A 19,177-nucleotide genomic window follows, 5' to 3' on the forward strand; every position below is an offset into this window, starting at 1 on the left:
CAACGAAACGAGCCAATTTAAAGGGCAGTTTTATGCATCAAATTTATCTAATAACTTAATTAAGGTTGCAAAATCTTTTGGATAAGGTGCATCGATCACAATATCTTTGTCATCTAGTCCTTTAAAAACCAAATGTCTGGCATGTAATGCAAAACGTTTCATTATGGGTTGCTCCTCTTCGCCTTTGGTTAATTTGTAACCTCTCTTTATTGACGAAAGAAAAACAGGTTTCCCTTTGTACATATCATCACCAACAATGGCTGCTCTTTGCGTAGCCAGGTGTATACGGATCTGGTGCATACGGCCAGTAATGGGCTTGCACTCAACCAAAGTGTAGTGTTTGTAGTATTTTAACGAATCGAAAATGGTTTCTGCCCTTTTTCCCTCTGCCCTGTCAATGGTTACATTTTTATTGCCGTCGTTTAAAATTGGCAGATCAACCGTTAATTGGTCGAAAATGACGTGCCCATCTACTACCGCATGGTAGGTTTTATTCACTTTTCTTCTTTCGAACTGCATGGAAGCATGGCGATAACCTTCGGGGTTTTTGGCGATAATTAAAGCACCAGAAGTTTCTTTATCCAAACGGTGACAAACCTGTGCATCATCGCTATACTGTTTAGCCAAGCGTAACACATTGGTTTCTCCAGATCCACCACGTTCATCGAGCGAGGCTAAAAATGGAGGTTTATTGATAACAATAAAATCGTTGTCTTCGAAAAGAATAAGGTCTTTAAAATTTGGAAACTTCAAACTGTGCTGTAATTAATGAATCGCAAAAATACGATTTTATTTTTATTGGTTTAGATATTAACCACAGATAAAAAGGATAACCACAGATATGGAAATAGGAAGATCGGCGATAGCATGACGGTTTTACCTTGAGTGCCGTCCTCCTGAACCCGATAGCTATCGGGTTTTTTCAGGATCTAATTTACGATGCATAAAAAAACACAGATTAATCATCAGAAAAAAATCTGTGTGTATCTGTGTTAAAAATAATTCATGTGCCTTGGCCCGTGCCCTCACGGACCAAAGTACTAAATCAACGTTGGTTCGTGGAGACACGAACCATGGCGACTTGCAGTTTTTTACGATAGTTCAAACTTATAACCCACTCCTTTTACGGTTGATACATAAGTTTCACCTAATTTTTCTCTCAGTTTACGGATGTGAACATCAATTGTTCTATTGGTTACTACCACAGAATCTTCCCATATATTTTTAAGGATCGATTCGCGGGTATATACCTTTCCAGGTTTTGAAGCCAGTAAGTATAAAAGCTCAAATTCTTTTTTCGCCAATACTACTTTGTTGCCACTTTGAAAAACTAAATAAGCTTCCCGGTCGATTACTAAATCGCCAATTTCTAATTTGTTTTCAGATACTTCTTCTGTTCCTGTATTTCGCCTTAAAATAGCATTAATGCGGCTAACTAAAGCACGTGGTTTAATCGGTTTTGCGATATAATCATCAGCGCCTACATTAAAACCTGCAATTTCAGAATATTCTTCACTTCTGGCGGTTAAGAAAACCATAAATGTATTCTTGAATTCAGGTATTGCACGCATTAAACGGCAAGCCTCAATTCCATCCATTTTAGGCATCATAATATCCAGGATAATCAAATCTGGATGCACCTTTTTCGCAACAGTAATTCCTTCTTGGCCATTAGTAGCTGTGAAAACTTGATAACCCTCTTTCTTAAGGTTATATTCAATAAGTTCCAGAATATCTGGTTCATCATCAACAATTAATATTTTCTGACCTGCGTTGTTCATAGTTAAATATTTGTTACGAAAGTAGTGTCTATGATGCAATATTTAGTTAAGCCTAAGTTAAGAAATTGTTAATTACTTAAATTAGTTTAACATGGAATTTGTTTTAAAGTAACGTTTTGGCTAAAAATGCCTCTAATTCGTTGCCACGCAGGTTTTTAGCCACTATTTTTCCAGAAGGGTCAACCAGGTAAGAAGTTGGGATAGCCTGCACCTGGTATTTTTTTACCGTTGCACCGTTAAAGTCTTTTAATTCCGAAACGTGTGTCCAGGTTAATCCGTCTGCTTTCACTGCACCTAACCATGCTGCTTTGTCGGTATCTAGCGAAATGCCGATGATATCGAAGTTCTTATTTTTATATTTATTGTACACCTTAACAACGTTCGGATTCTCCTGGCGGCAAGGCTGGCACCACGATGCCCAAAAATCGATCAGTACGTATTTTCCTTTATAGTCTGATAAACTTACAGGTTTGTCATCAGCTGTATTGATGGTAAATGCTGGCGCAATCTGCCCCACCTGAACCGCTTTTAAAAGTGCCATTTGTTTTACAAAAGTATCAACCGTAGCATTGCCTTTAATTTCTTCTTTAACTTCATCAGCAAATTGTACCAGTTCTGCTTCAAATTCCTGTGGACTTAAAGTATTCATGGCATAGAAACTGGCGAGCGTACCTTTATTGTCTTTAGCAAATTTTATGATCTGCGTATTTAATTGATTAATGTACGATTCGTACTGGGGCTTCATCGATTCTAACACAGCTGCCCTATTTTGAGGTTGTGTTGCTACTTTCGCTTCGAAATCGGCCTGTAGTTTTTCTACCTGCTTGGCGAAATTGTTTCTAATGGTATTCAGCTCTGATAATTTTTCTACTTCATTTGCACCTGAAATTTTATAAGCCATTGTTTTATCGGCCAAATCAGCTTCTAATTTAATGTCATCGCCATTTTTTGCAATTAACATAAACTCATGGTTACCTGCTGATACCCTAAAGAAATCAACCGATGGCGTTTTACGGATGAATTTAAATTCACCTTTTTCCGATAGGTTAGTTGAATCGATTGCAACCATATTGCTATTTTGCATACCATATAAAAATACTTTCTTCTCCGTTCCTGGATTTTTGAAAGTTCCGTCAATCGTAAAGCTATCTTTGGGTTTACATGCTGTGAAGGCAATCGCGATCAGTATGATCAGGCTCAATTGTTTTAGTCTCATTATTTCAGTTTTTCAAGTATTAATTCATTTAATTTTTTGGCATCGGCTTTTCCTTTGGCTAGTTTCATTACTTCGCCAACAAACAAACCCAAAACGCCTTTTTTGCCTTTCTTGTACGCTTCTACCTGTTGCGGATATTTATTTAACACTTCATCAATAAAACTACTTAATTCGTCTCCGTTTTCAGAGATCAGTAAGTTTAATGATTGTGCCAAATCAGTAACTTTTGCATTTTCTTCTAGTTCAACAGCTGGTAGTAATTGTTGAATAGCAATTTGTTGTGTGATTTTTTTATCATCAACCAGGTTAATAGCTTCTGCCAGTTGCGCCGGTTTAACTTTGAAATCGTTGATCGCGATCCCTTTTTCATTTAAAACAGCTCTGATCGGACCAATTAACCAATTAATTAAGCTTTTTTTGTTGTGAACAGCTGATTGAGCCTGGTTAAAGTAGTTTAACAGGTCTAAATCTTCGGCAAAAAGCGTTGCATCTGCTTTGCTGATCCCAAATTCTGAAATCATTTGCTTTGATATTTCATTAGGAAGTGCAGGCATTAACGATTTGATCTCTGCTAGCCATGCATCAGAAATATGAATTGGTTGTAAATCAGGATCTGAAAAATAACGGTAATCATTAGCCTCTTCTTTGGTACGCATCGGTGAAGTAGTACCTTTATCGGCATCAAAATTTAATGTGCTCTGGATAATTCTTCCTCCATTATTAATCACTTCTACCTGGCGGCCAAATTCGAACTCCATTGCTCTACGTACGTTACGCATGGAGTTTAGGTTCTTTACCTCGCAACGTGTTCCGAATTCGGTAGTGCCCTGTGGGCGAATAGAAATATTGGCATCGCAACGCAAGCTACCCTCTTCCATATTGCCATCGCTTACATTTAAATGCCTCACCAGCTTCCTGATTTCACTTAATAAAACAGAAGCTTCTTCCGAACTGCGGATATCGGGTTCAGTCACAATCTCGATTAAAGGCACACCTGCACGGTTCAAATCAACTAACGAATAGTTGTCGTCCTGATCATGGATGCTTTTTCCAGCGTCTTCTTCCAGGTGAATACGATTGATTCCGATTTTCTTCGTAGAGCCATCAGCCAGTTGAAGTTCCAGAAAACCATTTACACAGATCGGTTGGTTATCCTGCGTAATCTGGTATCCTTTTGGCAAGTCTGCGTAGAAATAGTTTTTGCGGTCGAAATGGTTGATCTGGTTAATGGTACAGTTTAAAGCCAAGCCAATCCGGATAGCTTTTGCTACAACTTCTTTGTTTAACTTCGGTAAAGCTCCAGGCAATGCCAACGAAACCGTAGATATATTTTGATTGGGTAAAGCCCCGAAAGATGCACTATCAGCAGAAAATATTTTAGTGTTTGTATTTAACTGAACGTGAATTTCTAGTCCTGAAACGAGTTCGAAAGCAGTTTTGGGGCTTGTTTCTTGTAAAGGCATTTATTTTTTATTAACCACAGATGAATACAGATAAACACGGATTTAAGTTTATCTATTATTAAATTTAATGTTCAAATATAGTTATTAACTAAACTTTATTACTACAATCTTGGTGTGATTTTTTGCTACAGAAACACTAAAATCATGGAAGATTATTTAATTCCATATAAATCTGTGTTTCCGTAGCTGATTATATATTTTTAAAAAAGGCTTGATGGAGAAATTTTTAGAAACTCTTGCCAAGGCAATCCTCCTGCTCCAACTAAAAGTATTTTATCGGGCTTATACATTTTGCTAAAAGCATCCATTCCCGAAGTGCCTGTAATCTGTCCGGTACTTTTAACTTCTATCCCTATTATTTTGCCTCGTTTCTCTAAAATGAAATCTATTTCGTCGTTTCTGTGCCGCCAATAAAATACTTTGTAACCCTCAACAAATGAAGAATTTAATAAGTGTGCACCTATTGATGATTCGACCATTCTCCCCCATTCTGCTGGTTGTTTTTTTATTTCTTCAAAAAACTCGTTTCTTTGAGCGCTTACCAGTGCATTGTTATGTACCTGAAACTTTGGACTTGATGAACGTTTACGGATCACATCAGCCGCAAACTTTTCAATACCACCAAGTAAACCAGCTGTATCTAATAATTGTAAATAATGCGACAATGTTGTGGTATTGCCTGCATCAGAGAGTTGACCTAATATTTTGGTGAAAGATAAGATTTGACTGGAATATAAGCAGCCCAATTCAAACAGGCGTTTCATTAAGGCAGGTTTATCAACACGGGTTAGCATTAAAATATCTTTCGAAATACTGGTTTCGATTAAGGCATTTGAAACATAGTTTTTCCACCGTTCTTCATCCTTGATTAGATCTGCAGAGCCAGGGTATCCGCCAAACCAAACGTATTGTTCGGCAGTAAAGCCAAAAGCACTTTCCATTTCAGCAAAGCTCCAATGCCCTAAATAAGTTAATTCGAATCTTCCAGCCAATGACTCTGTTAGCCCCTGTTGAATTAACAGTCTTGATGAGCCCAGCAAAACTACTTTTAAGTTTACCCCATTTCTAATGTCCTCATCCCAGAGGCGCTTCACAATTTCACTCCAGTTATCAATTTTCTGAATTTCATCAATCACAAGAAGATATTCATCAACCCCGGGTTCTTTTAATAGCTCTCTGGTATTATACCATATTAGCTCTATCCATGTTCTATCAGAGGCAGCAACAGCATCTGCAGATTCGAATGTATAAGGTATATCAATTTCTTTGACCAATTGACTGATCAATGTAGTTTTACCTATTTGTCTAGGGCCAACAAGCACCTGAATAAACCTTTTTGGTTCATTCATAACCTGTACAAGTTTCTGTAAGTAAGATCTTTGGAACATGTTTTACAATTTACTCAATAAATTGAGTAAAATTAATCAATACTCTTAGTAATTCAAAATGATTGCCAAAATTCTAACTAATAATTATAATTATTATAGTATTATTTAATGATTTTAACATTAAAAATTATTAAATAACATGTTGTAAATAAGTTAATTACGTAGTATTTTATAATTTACTCAATAAAATGAGTAAAATTACTCAATAGCCTATGCAATCGTTAAAGAATGTTAAATGGGATGACTCTGATTAAACCAGAGCTCGTTGGGTTTGTCTATCTCAGCAAACACACACAAGAAACCTTTAATTAAAAAACATTATGAAAAAGTTAATTTTATTTGCTGCAGTTCTGATGGTTTCATTATTCAGCATAAACAATGCAAAAGCACAGGTTAGCTTAAACATCAATATTGGTTCACAGCCAGTTTGGGGTCCAACAGGATACAATCATGTAGATTATTACTATTTTCCTGATATAGATGCCTATTATCATGTGCCTTCTGCACAATATATTTACTCGAATGGCGGACGTTGGGTTTGGGTAAACAGTTTGCCTGCCCAATACAGGAACTTTGATTTATACCGCGCCTATAAAGTGGTAATTAATGAGCCAAGACCGTATTTAAGAGACAATATCTATGTAACCAGATACAGTAAATATAAAAATTACGGTGGCCGACAAACCATTATTAGAGATAGTCGTGATACCAAATACTATGTTGTAAAAGGACATCCAAACTATAATGGAAACAAAACTGTAGTGATTAATAATAATAACCGTCCTGTACATAAAGAAAAAACGGTTGTAAGGGTAAATCAAAATTCAAGAACTGCCCGCAACAATGTCCGCGAAAATGATAATAGAGGCGGCAATAACCGTCCGGAAAGAAATAACAGTCAAGGCCGTGGTAACGAGCGCCATTAATATTAATATTTAGCTATAAATAAAGGAGTTTTGAAAGAGGCTCCTTTATTGTTTGCTTAATTCTGGCACATGGTTTGGCTATAAAGCGTAAACACTAAATGAATTGATTATGAAAAGATTATTTTTAATGGCTGTAATGGTGATGGTTTCATTGTTCAGTATCCCCGCGAAAGCACAGTTAAATGTGAATATCAATATCGGTTCGCAACCACTTTGGGGACCAACAGGTTATGATCATGTTGATTATTATTATCTTCCTGACGTAGAAAGTTATTATTCTGTTCCACAGAAACAGTTTGTTTATTTAAATGGAAATGAATGGGTTTTTGCCAATTCGTTACCTTCAAGATACGGCAATTACAATTTATATAATGGCTACAAAGTGGTAATTAATTCGCCCAAACCTTATTTGAATTTCAAAAACGATAAGGTAAAATATGCCAAATATAAAGGCAATAAAGGTCAGTTCGTAATTAGAGATAGCCGTGATCGTAAATATTATGTAGTAAAAGGTCATCCGCATGGTATGCCTCCAGGACAGGCTAAAAAGATTTATGGAAAACAGAATAATGAAAAACAGAATAAAGGAAAAGACCATGGAAATGGTAAAGGGAAGCATTAAAATATACTAACGAATTTTAAAAGGAGCTTCGAAGCTCCTTTTTTTATATATCTGTTACAATAGAAGTTTTGGCACAGCGTTTGAATTGTTGAAGTACACACAAATAATAGATTATTATGAAAAAGTTATTTATCATCTCCGCGATTTTAGGTATCGTGGCTTTAACATCTAATCAATCTAACGCTCAGGTAAGTATTAATGTAAATATTGGTGCTCAACCAGCTTGGGTTCCGGCAGGTTACCAAAACGTTAATTATTACTATCTCCCAGAAGTTCAATCTTATTATTATGTTCCTCAAAGGCAGTTTGTTTATTTAAATGGAAACAGGTGGACAAGATCGAGGTACTTACCAGCACGATATAGAGGTTACGATTTGCATCATGGAAGAAAAGTGGTAGTTTATGGAAATAGTCCATACCGTAATCATAATTCCCACAGGGTAAGTTATTCACGTCATAATAATTATTACCGCTCATCTTATGGTGGTAACAGAGTTAGATACAGCTCACCTAGAAACAATTATAGGTCTTACCGCGTAGATAATAGGCACCACGATAGAAGCGTAAATTCGAGTTTATTCTCTAGAGGACATAGAGAAAAACATAGTAGACATTAAAACAAAAAAGAGGCTTTAAGGCCTCTTTTTTGTTTTACATAGCGTCATCTTTATCCGATAGATATCGGATTTATTCAGGTTCTATTTTATTATTTTAATTAGTGATGAGGAATAAAACTTTCCGCTTTTTCAAGAACCACTTTTAAGCCTGATGGGTTTTTACCACCTGCCGTAGCATAAAAAGGTTGTCCACCACCACCGCCTTGGATTTCTTTACCCAGCTCGCGAACAATGTTAGAAGCATTCAATCCCTTTTTCACCAGGTGATCAGAAAGCATTACGGTTATTCCTGGTTTACCATCAATTTCTGTAGTAAAAACTAGAAACAGGTTATCAACCATATCTTTCAAAGAGAATGCTAGGTTTTTAACCGCATCGGCACTTTGCAGATCGATGTGTTTAGCAATTAGGTTAATGCCGTTGATTCCTCTTACATGGTGAACAATTTCATGTTTTAAGGTGTTCACACGTTCTATTGTCGACTTCTCGATTTCCTTTTTCAGTTTTGCATTTTCATCCAATAAGGCCTGAACAGACGACGATAGGTCTTTACTTCCGTTTAGTAATGCTTTTAAATGACCAAGCTCTTTTCTTTGGTCTAAGAAATATTGCTCAGCTTTATCAGCAGTAATGGCCTCGATACGGCGAACACCAGCGGCAACAGCACTTTCAGAAACGATTTTGAAAGAACCGATCTGCCCAGTAGCTTTTACGTGTGTACCCCCACAAAGTTCTTTAGAGAAATGATCATCAAAAGTTATCATCCGGACAAAATCGCCATATTTTTCGCCAAATAAAGCTGTTACCCCACTTTCAATGGCATCTTGATAAGGAACGTTACGTTGTTCCTTTAACTTAATGTTCTGGCGGATTTTCTGGTTCACAATTACCTCAATCTGCGCTAATTCTTCATCGGTTACTTTAGCAAAGTGAGAAAAATCGAAACGTAAGTAGTCTGCATTCACCAACGAGCCTTTCTGGTTAACATGTTTGCCTAAAACTTGTTTTAATGCCGCATGCAGTAAGTGTGTGGCAGAGTGGTTATCTTCAGTTAAAACACGTTTATCTTCATCTACAACGCCCCAAAATTTACCTTCTAAATTATCTGGTAAGATATCGGTAAAATGAACGGTTAAGCCATTTTCTTTTTTAGTATCGGTAATGTCTACCCAAAACTGGCGGCTGTGGTCTTCTAAACGACCGGTATCTCCTACCTGACCACCACTTTCGGCATAAAAAGGTGTTTGACGTAAAACAATCTGGTACTGTTCTTTACCTTTCGCTTTTACTTTACGGTATTTTAAAATTTCTGTTTCGATTTCAAGATCATCGTAACCTACAAATTCGCTCTGCTCTTCTGTATTTACTACAATCCAATCGCTTGTGTCAATTGCTGTTGCGGCACGACTATCGTCTTTTTGTTTTTTCAAAGACTGCTCGTATCCAACCAGGTCAACGCTCCAACCTTTTTCTCGGGCCATTAATTCCGTTAAATCGATCGGGAAACCAAATGTATCAGATAATTCGAAGGCGAAACCACCTTCTACAACATTATTTGAAGCCTGATATTTTTCGAAACGTTGGATTCCTGTTGATAAAGTCCTCAGGAAAGAAACTTCTTCTTCCAGCACCACTTTCTGAACGAAATCCTGTTGCGAAATCAGTTCATCAAATACACCTTTAAATTGCTCAGCCAATAAAGGAACCAATTGGTTTAAAAATGGCTCTTTGAAGTTTAGAAAAGTATAAGCATAACGTACAGCCCGGCGTAAAATCCTGCGGATCACGTAGCCTGCTTTGTTGTTTGATGGCAATTGACCATCGGCAATTACAAACGAAATGGCGCGAATATGATCAGCCATTACCCGCATAGCAATGTCTGTTTTTTCATCAGCACCATATTGAATGCCGGATTTCTCCGCAATAAACTGAATCATTGGTTGGAAAACATCGGTATCGTAGTTAGAGGTTTTTTCCTGTAAAACACGTACCAAACGCTCAAAGCCCATTCCGGTATCAACGTGTTTAGCTGGTAAACTTTGCAATGAACCGTCTTTTAAACGGTTAAACTGCATAAATACATTGTTCCAGATCTCGATCACCTGAGGATGGTCGGCATTTACCAAGGTAGCGCCATCAACTAAAGCTTTTTCTTCATCTGTACGGCAATCTACATGGATTTCAGAACATGGTCCGCATGGCCCTGTATCGCCCATTTCCCAGAAATTATCTTTTTTATTTCCAGGTAAAATATGGCTTTCATCTACATATTGTTTCCAAAGATCATAAGCTTCCTGATCTTTTTCTAAGCCTTCTTTCTCATCACCTTCGAAATAGGTAACGTATAATTTTTCTTTTGGGATTTTGTAAACTTCAGTCAATAATTCCCAACTCCAGGCAATAGCTTCTTTTTTGAAATAATCGCCAAAACTCCAATTACCCAACATTTCAAACATGGTATGGTGGTAGGTATCAATACCTACTTCTTCCAGGTCGTTATGTTTGCCCGAAACACGTAAACAACGTTGTGTATCAGCAACACGAGAATATTTTATGGCCGCTTCTCCTAAAAACAAATCTTTAAATTGGTTCATACCCGCATTGGTAAACATTAAAGTGGGGTCGTTTTTAACCACAATCGGTGCGGAAGGAACAACATGATGTTGTTTCGATTCAAAAAAACTAAGGAATGCCTGTCTAATCTCTTTTGCTGTCATTTCAATATTATTGGAGGGAACAAAATTAAAATTTTATTGCGTTATTAAGGAAAAATCGAGCTACATTTGAATACTTTAATTAATCGATATAAGACACTCATAATCAAGCACAAAATATGCCGTATAAAGAAAGAGACATTAATAAAATGTATTATACCATGGGCGAAGTGACTGAAATGTTTAATGTTAACGCATCACAGATCCGATTTTACGAGAAAGAATTCGATATCCTGCAGCCCAAGAAAAATAAAAAAGGCAACCGTCTTTTCACACCCGAAGACATCGAAAACCTAAAGATTATCTTCAATCTTGTTGATGAAAAAGGATTTACATTAAAAGGTGCTAAAGACTATTTGAAGAATAATAAAACAGGTGTTAGAGAAAATCAAAAGATTATAGATTCATTAGAAAAGCTAAAAGGTTTTTTGGTAAATCTGGCAGAAGAACTCTAAGTATTTTATTTCCTTTATAACTGTCTATTTTCATCTCATTACTAGTTTGTAATTAAAAAAGTGCATTTTTTGTAGGTTTTTAATTATTTTTCTATATTAGTATCACAAAAACAACAATCACCCTATTTTTTATTAACGGTTTAACCCCCTGCTTATGAAAATATGGTATGCATTGTTGCTTGTCTTTTTCCCCTATTCTTTACTTGCCCAAAATACACAAGAGGCAGATATCCGCGATATTTTGGAGAGCATGGCTGAAAACCTCCCTGATGATTACGATATGACCGAGTTGGTTGATGTATTAGAGAAATACCGTAAACATCCAATTAATCTGAATCGTACTTCGGTTGAAGAATTAAAGACTTTGGTTTTCCTATCCCCTCTACAGATTGGTAATTTCTTTACACATATAAAGGAAAATGGTCAGCTTGCGGATGTACTGGAATTACAAAGCATTGATGGTTTTGATATTAAAACTATCCAAAGCCTCCTCCCATTTGTAACGTTGACCAATATCGCTGAATATCAACAGCTGAGTTTTAAAAACATCATTTATGCTGGTGAAAATGATTTGATGATGCGTTTTGCGCAAACTTTAGAAAAACAAAAAGGTTATACCGATTTGCCTGGGAGCCGGTATTTAGGTTCGCCGGAAAGATTTCAGATGCGTTACCGATATCAATATAGCTCAATTCTATCTGCAGCCATAACTTTAGATAAAGATGCTGGTGAAAAATTTATAGGCAAGCCTTTCGATTTTTATTCAGGCAATATCGCGCTATTCAAATTGGGTAAGCTAAAAAAGTTGGTAGCTGGTGATTATACACTACAGTTTGGGCAGGGCTTAACATTATGGTCGGGTTTTTCTTTTGGCAAAGGCCCTGATGTAACCAGCGTAGCTAAAAAAGATTTAGGTTTAAGGCCTTATAATTCCACTAACGAATATTCTTTTTTTAGAGGAGGCGCTGCAACAATTAATTTGTTTAAAAATATAGACATCACTCCTTTTGTTTCGTTCCGCAATCTAGATGCTAGCCAAAAGTTAGATTCAGAAGGAAATTTAATTCAGTCCACCATTAATCAAACCGGATTGCATAGAACGCCTACTGAGATTAAGAATCGAGGTGTTTTAGCGCAAAGCGTGTTTGGTGCTACAGTTCAATATACTAAAAACGAATTTGCTGTTGGTGCAATTGCTTATCATACTAATTATAAGAACCGTTTTATTACACAAACTGCAGCTTACGATCGATATAGTTTCACAGGCACAGCGTTAACCAATTTGGGTTTATTTTATAATTATACATATAAAAATATGTACGTCTATGGCGAGGTTGCCAAAGGTTTAGGTGGTGGCATTGCCTATATTAACGGTGTCCTCATTAGTTTGTCGCCAACAGTTTCTGCAGCTTTAACCTATCGTGATTATGCTAAAGATTATCATAGTTTCTTTAATCAAGCAGTATCCGAATCGAGCGAAGCCGTAAATGAAAAAGGATTGTATGCTGGTTTAAATGTTAACCCAAATAAACACTGGGCCTTTTCTTTCTATGGCGATTATTTTCGGTTCCCGTGGTTAAAATACCGTGTTGATGAGCCATCAAAAGGTTACGAGGTTTTAGCTCAGGCCGTTTATACACCAAGCAAAACCTTTAAAGTTTTAGTTCGATTTAAAACTGAACATAAACAACAAAACACCGATTTGAATGTGCCTATAAAGTTTTTAGATAATGTAAAGAGAGAGGGTTATCGGGCAGAGGCAAGCTGGCAACTGAATAAAAATTGGCGTTTCCAAAACCGCCTAGAGATTTCTCAATATAAAAAAGGCGGTGCTAATAGGGAATTTGGTTATCTCGTTTATCAGGATGTAGACTATTCGCCAATGTTCGCAAAGCTAACTGGAAATGTAAGATTTGCCTATTTCAATACCCCGAGTTATAACAGTAGGATTTATGCTTATGAAGATGATGTTTTATACAGTTTTGCTTTTGGAATGTATAATGGAAGAGGTTTTAGGACTTATTTCAATCTGAAATACAATGTAGTCAAAAAATTAAATGTTTGGGTTCGATATGGGTTGTTTATTTACAAGGATGTAGAAACAGTAGGTACTTACCTGGATGAAATTAAGGGCAATAAAAAATCGGAAGTTAAAGTTCAGGTACGCTATCAATTTTAAACAATGTTTAAGGCCGAATATGTTTTCGTCAGGATCCTGTTTCCTTTTCTTTTAGGCATCTGTGTTCTTTATTTCTTTCCAACAAGAGGATATATTCAATTGTTGACTGTAGTGCTATTCGTTATTTTACTGAGCATTTTATTCCTAAATATTACTTATAAAAGATTAAATGTATATCGTTACAAAGGAGCTGTTGGTATTTTAATTTTTATACTTTTTTTCAGCCTTGGTGGTTTGCTTTGCTTGCTCCATAACGAAAGTTTAAACCAAAATTACTTTGCAAAAACGGGGTGTAACTATTTAAAAGTTTGGGTGAATAATGAACCTCAGCAAAGTAGCAACGTAATGCGTTTTAAAGTACAGGTAGTGTCTGGATATCAAAAAGATAAGCAGATCAGTTTATCGGGGCAGATGCTTCTTGCCGTAAAATTAGATAGCATAAAACCAATCAAACTAAAGTATGGTGACGAAATTATAATCTCGGTTAGATATACCGAAGTAGAGCCTCCATATAATCCTGCGGAATTTGATTTTAAAGCCTGGCTGGGTAGTCAGAATATTTATCATCAGGCTTTTATAGATCAGGATCATATCGTTAAAAACAAAAATAACGTTGGTAATCCCGTTATAAAGATGGCGTTAAACTTAAGAGAACAACAAGTAGCAAAATACCGAAGCTTGATTAAAAATGACGAGGCTTTTGCTGTGGCCTCTACCCTTATTTTAGGTTACCGCGCTGATTTAAGTAAAGAAACTTTATCGGCGTATTCCAAAACCGGAACCATTCATGCTTTATCTGTATCAGGAGCACATGTGGTCATTATTTATGTTGTTTTAGATTTTCTGTTCTTCTTTTTGAACAAGAATCGGGCGCTAAGGATTGTGAAACTGTTGTTAATCTGTACTTTAATTTGGGGATATGCTTTGTTAACAGGATTATCCCCTTCTGTCGTTCGTTCGGCAATAATGATCACCATTTTAATAACAGCTAAAGTTTTATCGAAGAAAACCAACAGTTATAATGTTCTGGCCTTTTCAGCATTTTGTCAGCTAATTTACAATCCATTTTTAATTTGGGATGTTGGTTTTCAACTCTCCTACCTGGCTGTATTTGGACTAATTTATCTTCAGCCCAAAATTTACAATCTCCTTTACACTGAAAATAATTGGATAGATAAGTTATGGCGTTTCACAGCTATGTCTTTAGCTGCACAAGTAGTCACCTTTCCTCTAAGTATTTATTATTTTCATCAATTCCCACTTTACTTCCTTTTTGCGAATCTTTTCATCACTATCCCATTAATACTCATGATGTATTTAGGGATTGCGGTGCTAGTTCCATCATTCGGGTTTTTAGCACCTGTTTTCGAATGGATAATAAATTTCACAAATGCTGTATTAAAATGGATTGCCAGTTTGCCGTATGCTAGCTTTTCATCAGTATGGATTAATTTGCCCGAATTTGTGTTATTGAGTCTGTCGCTGGGATTGTTTATTTATGCATTGGCAAAATTTAATAAACCACTTCTGTTCTCTTCTTTATTTCTATTTGTTTGTTATCAACTTTTAGTTGTGCATGATGATCTAAGAACCTTCCACCAAAGGAAAATCATTTTCTTTTCCCTAAGAAAAAACTATGCGGCTGCTTTCATTCATGGAAAGGAAGCTGTTTTGGTTTCGGATTTAAGTGTTGAAGATAAAAACTATAACTTTTCTATTGAGCCGGCATTAACCCAATTACAGGTAGACAAGATATATTTTATCAATTTTAAGAAAGATACCGTTTTAGGGCAGTTCGTATTAAAGAACAACCAAATTGCCTTTTTTTATTATAAGATACTGTTGATTGATGAAAATCTGAATTATAAAAAAATAAATGGAAATGCCACTTTTTTTAGTATCTGGTTTAGTGGAAATACTAAATTTAATTTAGCCGAAATAGGCGTTGATATAAAATATAAAAATGCAATAATCGATGCTTCTAATAAGGATTATAAAATTCAGATCTTAAAGAAGCATATGGAGAATAATAATATTGATGTACATATTTTAAAGAAAAATAAAGCATATTTGGTGCAACTAACCCAATAATATGGAAAATCTGGTTTTATATCAGGTTGCTGAAAGAATAGCAACAATAACTATCAATAGGCCCGAAAAAAGAAATGCGCTAAACCCTCAACTTATCGCTGAATTAACTTATGCATTTATAAAAGCATCAGAAGATGACCTGGTAAAAGTGGTAATATTGAATGCAAATGGCAATACTTTTAGTGCTGGTGCCGACTTAGCATATCTTCAGCAATTACAGTACAATACATTTGAAGAAAATGTGGCTGATTCTAATCATTTAAAAAAACTCTTTACAACCGTTTATTATTTGCCAAAAGTGGTTATTGCACAGGTAGAAGGTCATGCCATTGCTGGTGGCTGTGGTTTGGCAACGATATGTGATATTGTTTTTGCTACCCCTGAAAGTAATTTTGGTTATACCGAAGTAAAAATTGGTTTTGTACCTGCTATTGTTTCTTGTTTTTTAAAACAAAAGGTCAGCGAATCCATCGCCAAGGAAATTTTACTAACTGGAAAAATCTTTTCTGCTGAGCAGGCATTGAAATATAATTTGATAAATTTTGTAACAAATTCATCCGATATTCATCAAAAAGTAAGAGAATTTGCATTAAGTTTGTGTACGGAGAGTTCGGGTAATTCATTAATGATTACTAAACAGTTGATTACTCAAACTGTTAATCCACACTTAGAAAAGAGTTTGGAGATTGCAGTTCAGATCAATGCCCGAGTAAGAGAAAGTGAAGATTTTAAAAAAGGGATTTCTTCGTTTTTGAAAAAAGAAAAAATTAATTGGTAAATAACTAAAACTGAAATAAAAACATGTTCAAATCAATCAAAACTAGTGTTGTAGCTTTAATCTTAGTAAGTACTGCTATAATTGCCCATGCACAAAAGAAAATTGCTGAAGGTACTTTGGTATTTGCAGTAACTGCTAATGGTACAACAACCGACATTAAAACTAAATTTAATGGTAGCTTAACCAAAATAGAAATTGAAAATGGCCCTGCCATGGTTAACATCATTTCGAACACGGCAGATAAAACCGGATTATTATTAATTGATGTTCCAGTAGCTCAAAAACAGTTTGCGGTAAAGGTGAGTAAAGCAGAAACAGAAGCACAAGAAGCTTTATTGCCAAAATATTCTGACTATAAAGCAACCGGAGAAAAACAGACAATTGCTGGATTTAGTGCTGAAAAATATACCTATAAAGATGACAAAGGTGGAGCGCATGAATTATGGGCAACAAAAGATGTTGATATTGCTGCAATCACTAATGGTGGTTTCTTTAAAGGTTTGGGTGCGCTTCCTGTGAAATATTCTGCAGTAATTAATGGCGTAAATTCAGATCTAGTTCTAAAATCTCTATCTGAAGCCAAAGTAGGTGCCATTAACACTGAAATTCCTACGGGTTACGAAATAGTAACGATGGATGAATTGAAAGCAATGCAAGGTGGTGGTGAATAATTAACCAATTCCAGATAATTTACAGCTTTTTAACTGCAGGCTTTTTATTTAAATTAGCCCGAAAGTTGAAAAGCTTTTTTTATGTCCAAAAACTATATATGATTAAAAGATTATTATTAAGATTATCAATTGCTTGCATAGCATTATGTGCGCTAATTGATGCAAAAGCTCAAAGTATCAATTGGGCAAAAGACGGTAACTCCTATTATCAGATTGTTGGTGGAGAAATCGTTTCCATAACACTTCCTAAAAACGATCGTAAAACCGTTATATCAAGGGGATTATTAACACCTGCAGGCAAAGATGATGCAATTGCAGTTAAAAGTTTTCAGTTATCCGACGATGGTACTAAGGCATTGATTTATACAAACAGTAAAAAAGTTTGGCGTTACGAAACACGTGGAGATTATTGGTTAGCAGATTTAGCTTCCAATAAGATTACTCAAATTGGAAGAGATAGACCAGCTTCATCTTTAATGTTCGCTAAATTATCGCCCGATGGCAACAAGGTTGCTTATGTAAGCAAACACAATTTATATGTAGAAAATATTGATGGAACTGCGGCAAAGGCCTTAACCACTGATGGTACAGAACGAATGATTAACGGTACTTTCGATTGGGTTTATGAGGAAGAATTTGATTGCCGTGATGGTTTTAGATGGAGTCCGGATGGTAAATCTATTGCTTATTGGCAAATTGATGCTACGAAGATCAAAAACTTTTTGATGATCAACAATACCGATTCTATTTATCCATATACCATTCCTGTAGAATATCCAAAGGTTGGCGAAAATCCATCTGCCTGTAAAGTTGGCGTGGTTGATATTGCAACAGCTAAAACAAACTGGTTAGCTGTTCCTGGCGATAATATCCAACATTATATCCCAAGGATGCAGTGGGTACCTAACAGTAATGATATTATTTTACAACAACTTAACCGTGAGCAAAATGAAAGTAAAGTATTTATCTGTAATGCAGGTACTGGATCGGCAAAAGCAGTTTATACCGAAAAAGCTAAGGCCTGGATTGATGCACAGGATGAGTGGAAATGGTTAAATGATAATAAAGAGTTTACAATCGTATCTGATAAAGATGGCTGGAATCACCTGTATAGAATCAGTTTGGATGGAAAAAAAGAAACATTGGTTACAAAAGGCAGCTATGATGTGATTGATGTAAAATTGATCGATGTAAAAAATAACATGGTTTATTTTCTGGCATCACCAACCAATGCTACTCAAAAATATCTTTTTAAAACCAAGTTAGATGGCAAAGGTAAATTAGAACAGGTTACGCCTTCTGTTTTACCAGGAACACATAATTACGATATTTCTCCGAATGCTGCTTTTGCACGCCATTCGTATAACAGTTCGCTTGTTATGGCAATTACAGAGTGGATGAACTTTACTACAGGGAATCCATTTACAATGGACGGAAGTATTACTACACAATTAGCTAAGCAGGCGTTAACTAAAAACAAAGTTGAGTTTTTTAAAGTAACTACTGAAGATGGAATTGAAATGGATGGCTGGATGAAAAAGCCTGATAACTTTAATCCAGATAAGAAATACCCGGTAGTATTTTATGTTTATGGTGAGCCTGCTTCGGCTACTGCATCAGATACATATGGTGCTGGAAGAAATTTCTTATATACCGATATGGCTAAAGATGGTTATATCTATATTTCAATGGATAATAGAGGTGCACCTGTACCAAAAGGGAGCGCATGGCGCAAAAGCATTTATAAAAATATTGGTGTGATCAATATCCGCGATCAAGCTATGGCCGCTAAAAAACTACTGGCTACCTATGCTTATATGGATAAAGACCGTGTGGCTGTTTGGGGCTGGAGCGGAGGCGGTTCTTCTACCTTAAACCTGATGTTCCAATATCCTGAAATTTATAAAACGGGTATCGCAATTGCAGCGGTTGGTAATCAATTAACCTACGATAATATTTATCAGGAACGTTATATGGGCACTCCTTTTCCAAGTAAAGAGGCTTATATTAAAGGCTCTCCAATTACTTACGCCAAAAACTTAAAAGGTAATTTATTGTATATTCACGGTACTGGCGACGATAATGTGCATTATCAAAATGCCGAAATGCTGATTAATGAGTTAATCAAAAACGGGAAGGTTTTTCAATTGATGAGTTATCCAAATCGTACCCACAGTATCTCTGAGGGCGAAGGAACTGGCAAACATTTATCTTTAACTTATACTAAGTTTTTAAAAGAAAACTGCCCTCCCGGAGCAAGATAGAAAAATTTAAAA

General features: G+C 35.9%; 15 protein-coding genes. 9 read left to right on the forward strand and 6 right to left on the reverse strand.

All coding sequences use genetic code 11. From position 1 onward, the window contains the following. Positions 1-30: 30 nt before the first annotated feature. The 5 genes from EZ456_RS16800 to EZ456_RS16820 form a co-directional block, all read right to left on the reverse strand. Positions 31-753, reverse strand: coding sequence for an RluA family pseudouridine synthase (locus EZ456_RS16800; RefSeq protein WP_029274339.1), 723 nt, complete (start codon positions 751-753; stop codon positions 31-33). A 338-nt stretch (positions 754-1,091) separates the two neighbouring features. Then, positions 1,092-1,781 carry a response regulator transcription factor gene (locus tag EZ456_RS16805; RefSeq protein ID WP_131532107.1) on the reverse strand — a complete coding sequence of 230 codons (690 nt, stop codon included), beginning with the start codon at positions 1,779-1,781 and terminating at the stop codon, positions 1,092-1,094. Positions 1,782-1,884: 103 nt separating this feature from the next. Beyond that, complete coding sequence (locus tag EZ456_RS16810) at positions 1,885-2,997, reverse strand: TlpA disulfide reductase family protein (RefSeq protein WP_131532109.1); 1,113 nt, start codon at positions 2,995-2,997, stop codon at positions 1,885-1,887. Further along, a complete protein-coding gene (gene gatB, locus EZ456_RS16815; protein WP_131532110.1) occupies positions 2,997-4,460 on the reverse strand; it encodes an Asp-tRNA(Asn)/Glu-tRNA(Gln) amidotransferase subunit GatB in 1,464 nt (487 codons plus the stop codon). The genes EZ456_RS16810 and gatB overlap by 1 nt, the downstream gene beginning before the upstream one ends. 200 nt (positions 4,461-4,660) lie before the next feature. After that, positions 4,661-5,809: an ATP-binding protein gene (locus EZ456_RS16820; protein WP_225876560.1), complete on the reverse strand. Its 1,149-nt coding sequence runs from the start codon at positions 5,807-5,809 to the stop codon at positions 4,661-4,663. 359 nt (positions 5,810-6,168) lie between these two features. Between EZ456_RS16820 and EZ456_RS16825 the strand changes: the two genes are divergently transcribed. From EZ456_RS16825 to EZ456_RS16835, 3 genes are all read left to right on the forward strand, one after another. Further along, positions 6,169-6,774, forward strand: coding sequence for a hypothetical protein (locus EZ456_RS16825; protein WP_131532114.1), 606 nt, complete (start codon positions 6,169-6,171; stop codon positions 6,772-6,774). A 109-nt stretch (positions 6,775-6,883) separates the two neighbouring features. Then, positions 6,884-7,396 carry a hypothetical protein gene (locus EZ456_RS16830; protein ID WP_131532116.1) on the forward strand — a complete coding sequence of 171 codons (513 nt, stop codon included), beginning with the start codon at positions 6,884-6,886 and terminating at the stop codon, positions 7,394-7,396. A gap of 116 nt (positions 7,397-7,512) precedes the next feature. After that, on the forward strand, positions 7,513-8,013 hold the full coding sequence (locus tag EZ456_RS16835; protein ID WP_131532118.1) for a hypothetical protein: 501 nt from the start codon (positions 7,513-7,515) through the stop codon (positions 8,011-8,013). A gap of 98 nt (positions 8,014-8,111) precedes the next feature. On the opposite strand, the gene alaS is transcribed toward EZ456_RS16835, so the two are convergent. Continuing rightward, entirely contained in the window at positions 8,112-10,730 is a 2,619-nt protein-coding gene (gene alaS, locus EZ456_RS16840) for an alanine--tRNA ligase (protein WP_131532119.1), read from the reverse strand. A 116-nt stretch (positions 10,731-10,846) separates the two neighbouring features. On the opposite strand from alaS, the gene EZ456_RS16845 reads away from it, so the two are divergent. From EZ456_RS16845 to EZ456_RS16870, 6 genes are all read left to right on the forward strand, one after another. Beyond that, positions 10,847-11,182, forward strand: a complete 336-nt coding sequence (locus EZ456_RS16845; RefSeq protein WP_029274329.1) for a MerR family transcriptional regulator — start codon at positions 10,847-10,849, stop codon at positions 11,180-11,182. Positions 11,183-11,336: 154 nt separating this feature from the next. Next, positions 11,337-13,361 carry a helix-hairpin-helix domain-containing protein gene (locus tag EZ456_RS16850; RefSeq protein ID WP_131532121.1) on the forward strand — a complete coding sequence of 675 codons (2,025 nt, stop codon included), beginning with the start codon at positions 11,337-11,339 and terminating at the stop codon, positions 13,359-13,361. Between the two features lie 3 nt (positions 13,362-13,364). Beyond that, positions 13,365-15,452 carry a ComEC/Rec2 family competence protein gene (locus EZ456_RS16855; RefSeq protein WP_131532123.1) on the forward strand — a complete coding sequence of 696 codons (2,088 nt, stop codon included), beginning with the start codon at positions 13,365-13,367 and terminating at the stop codon, positions 15,450-15,452. Between the two features lies 1 nt (position 15,453). Next, complete coding sequence (locus tag EZ456_RS16860) at positions 15,454-16,230, forward strand: enoyl-CoA hydratase/isomerase family protein (protein ID WP_131532125.1); 777 nt, start codon at positions 15,454-15,456, stop codon at positions 16,228-16,230. Positions 16,231-16,253: 23 nt separating this feature from the next. Then, entirely contained in the window at positions 16,254-16,901 is a 648-nt protein-coding gene (locus tag EZ456_RS16865; protein WP_131532127.1) for a DUF4412 domain-containing protein, read from the forward strand. Positions 16,902-16,999: 98 nt separating this feature from the next. Next, positions 17,000-19,165, forward strand: a complete 2,166-nt coding sequence (locus EZ456_RS16870; protein WP_131532129.1) for a S9 family peptidase — start codon at positions 17,000-17,002, stop codon at positions 19,163-19,165. Positions 19,166-19,177: the final 12 nt, after the last annotated feature.

The organism is Pedobacter psychrodurus (genome assembly GCF_004331735.1).
Lineage (GTDB): Bacteria > Bacteroidota > Bacteroidia > Sphingobacteriales > Sphingobacteriaceae > Pedobacter > Pedobacter psychrodurus.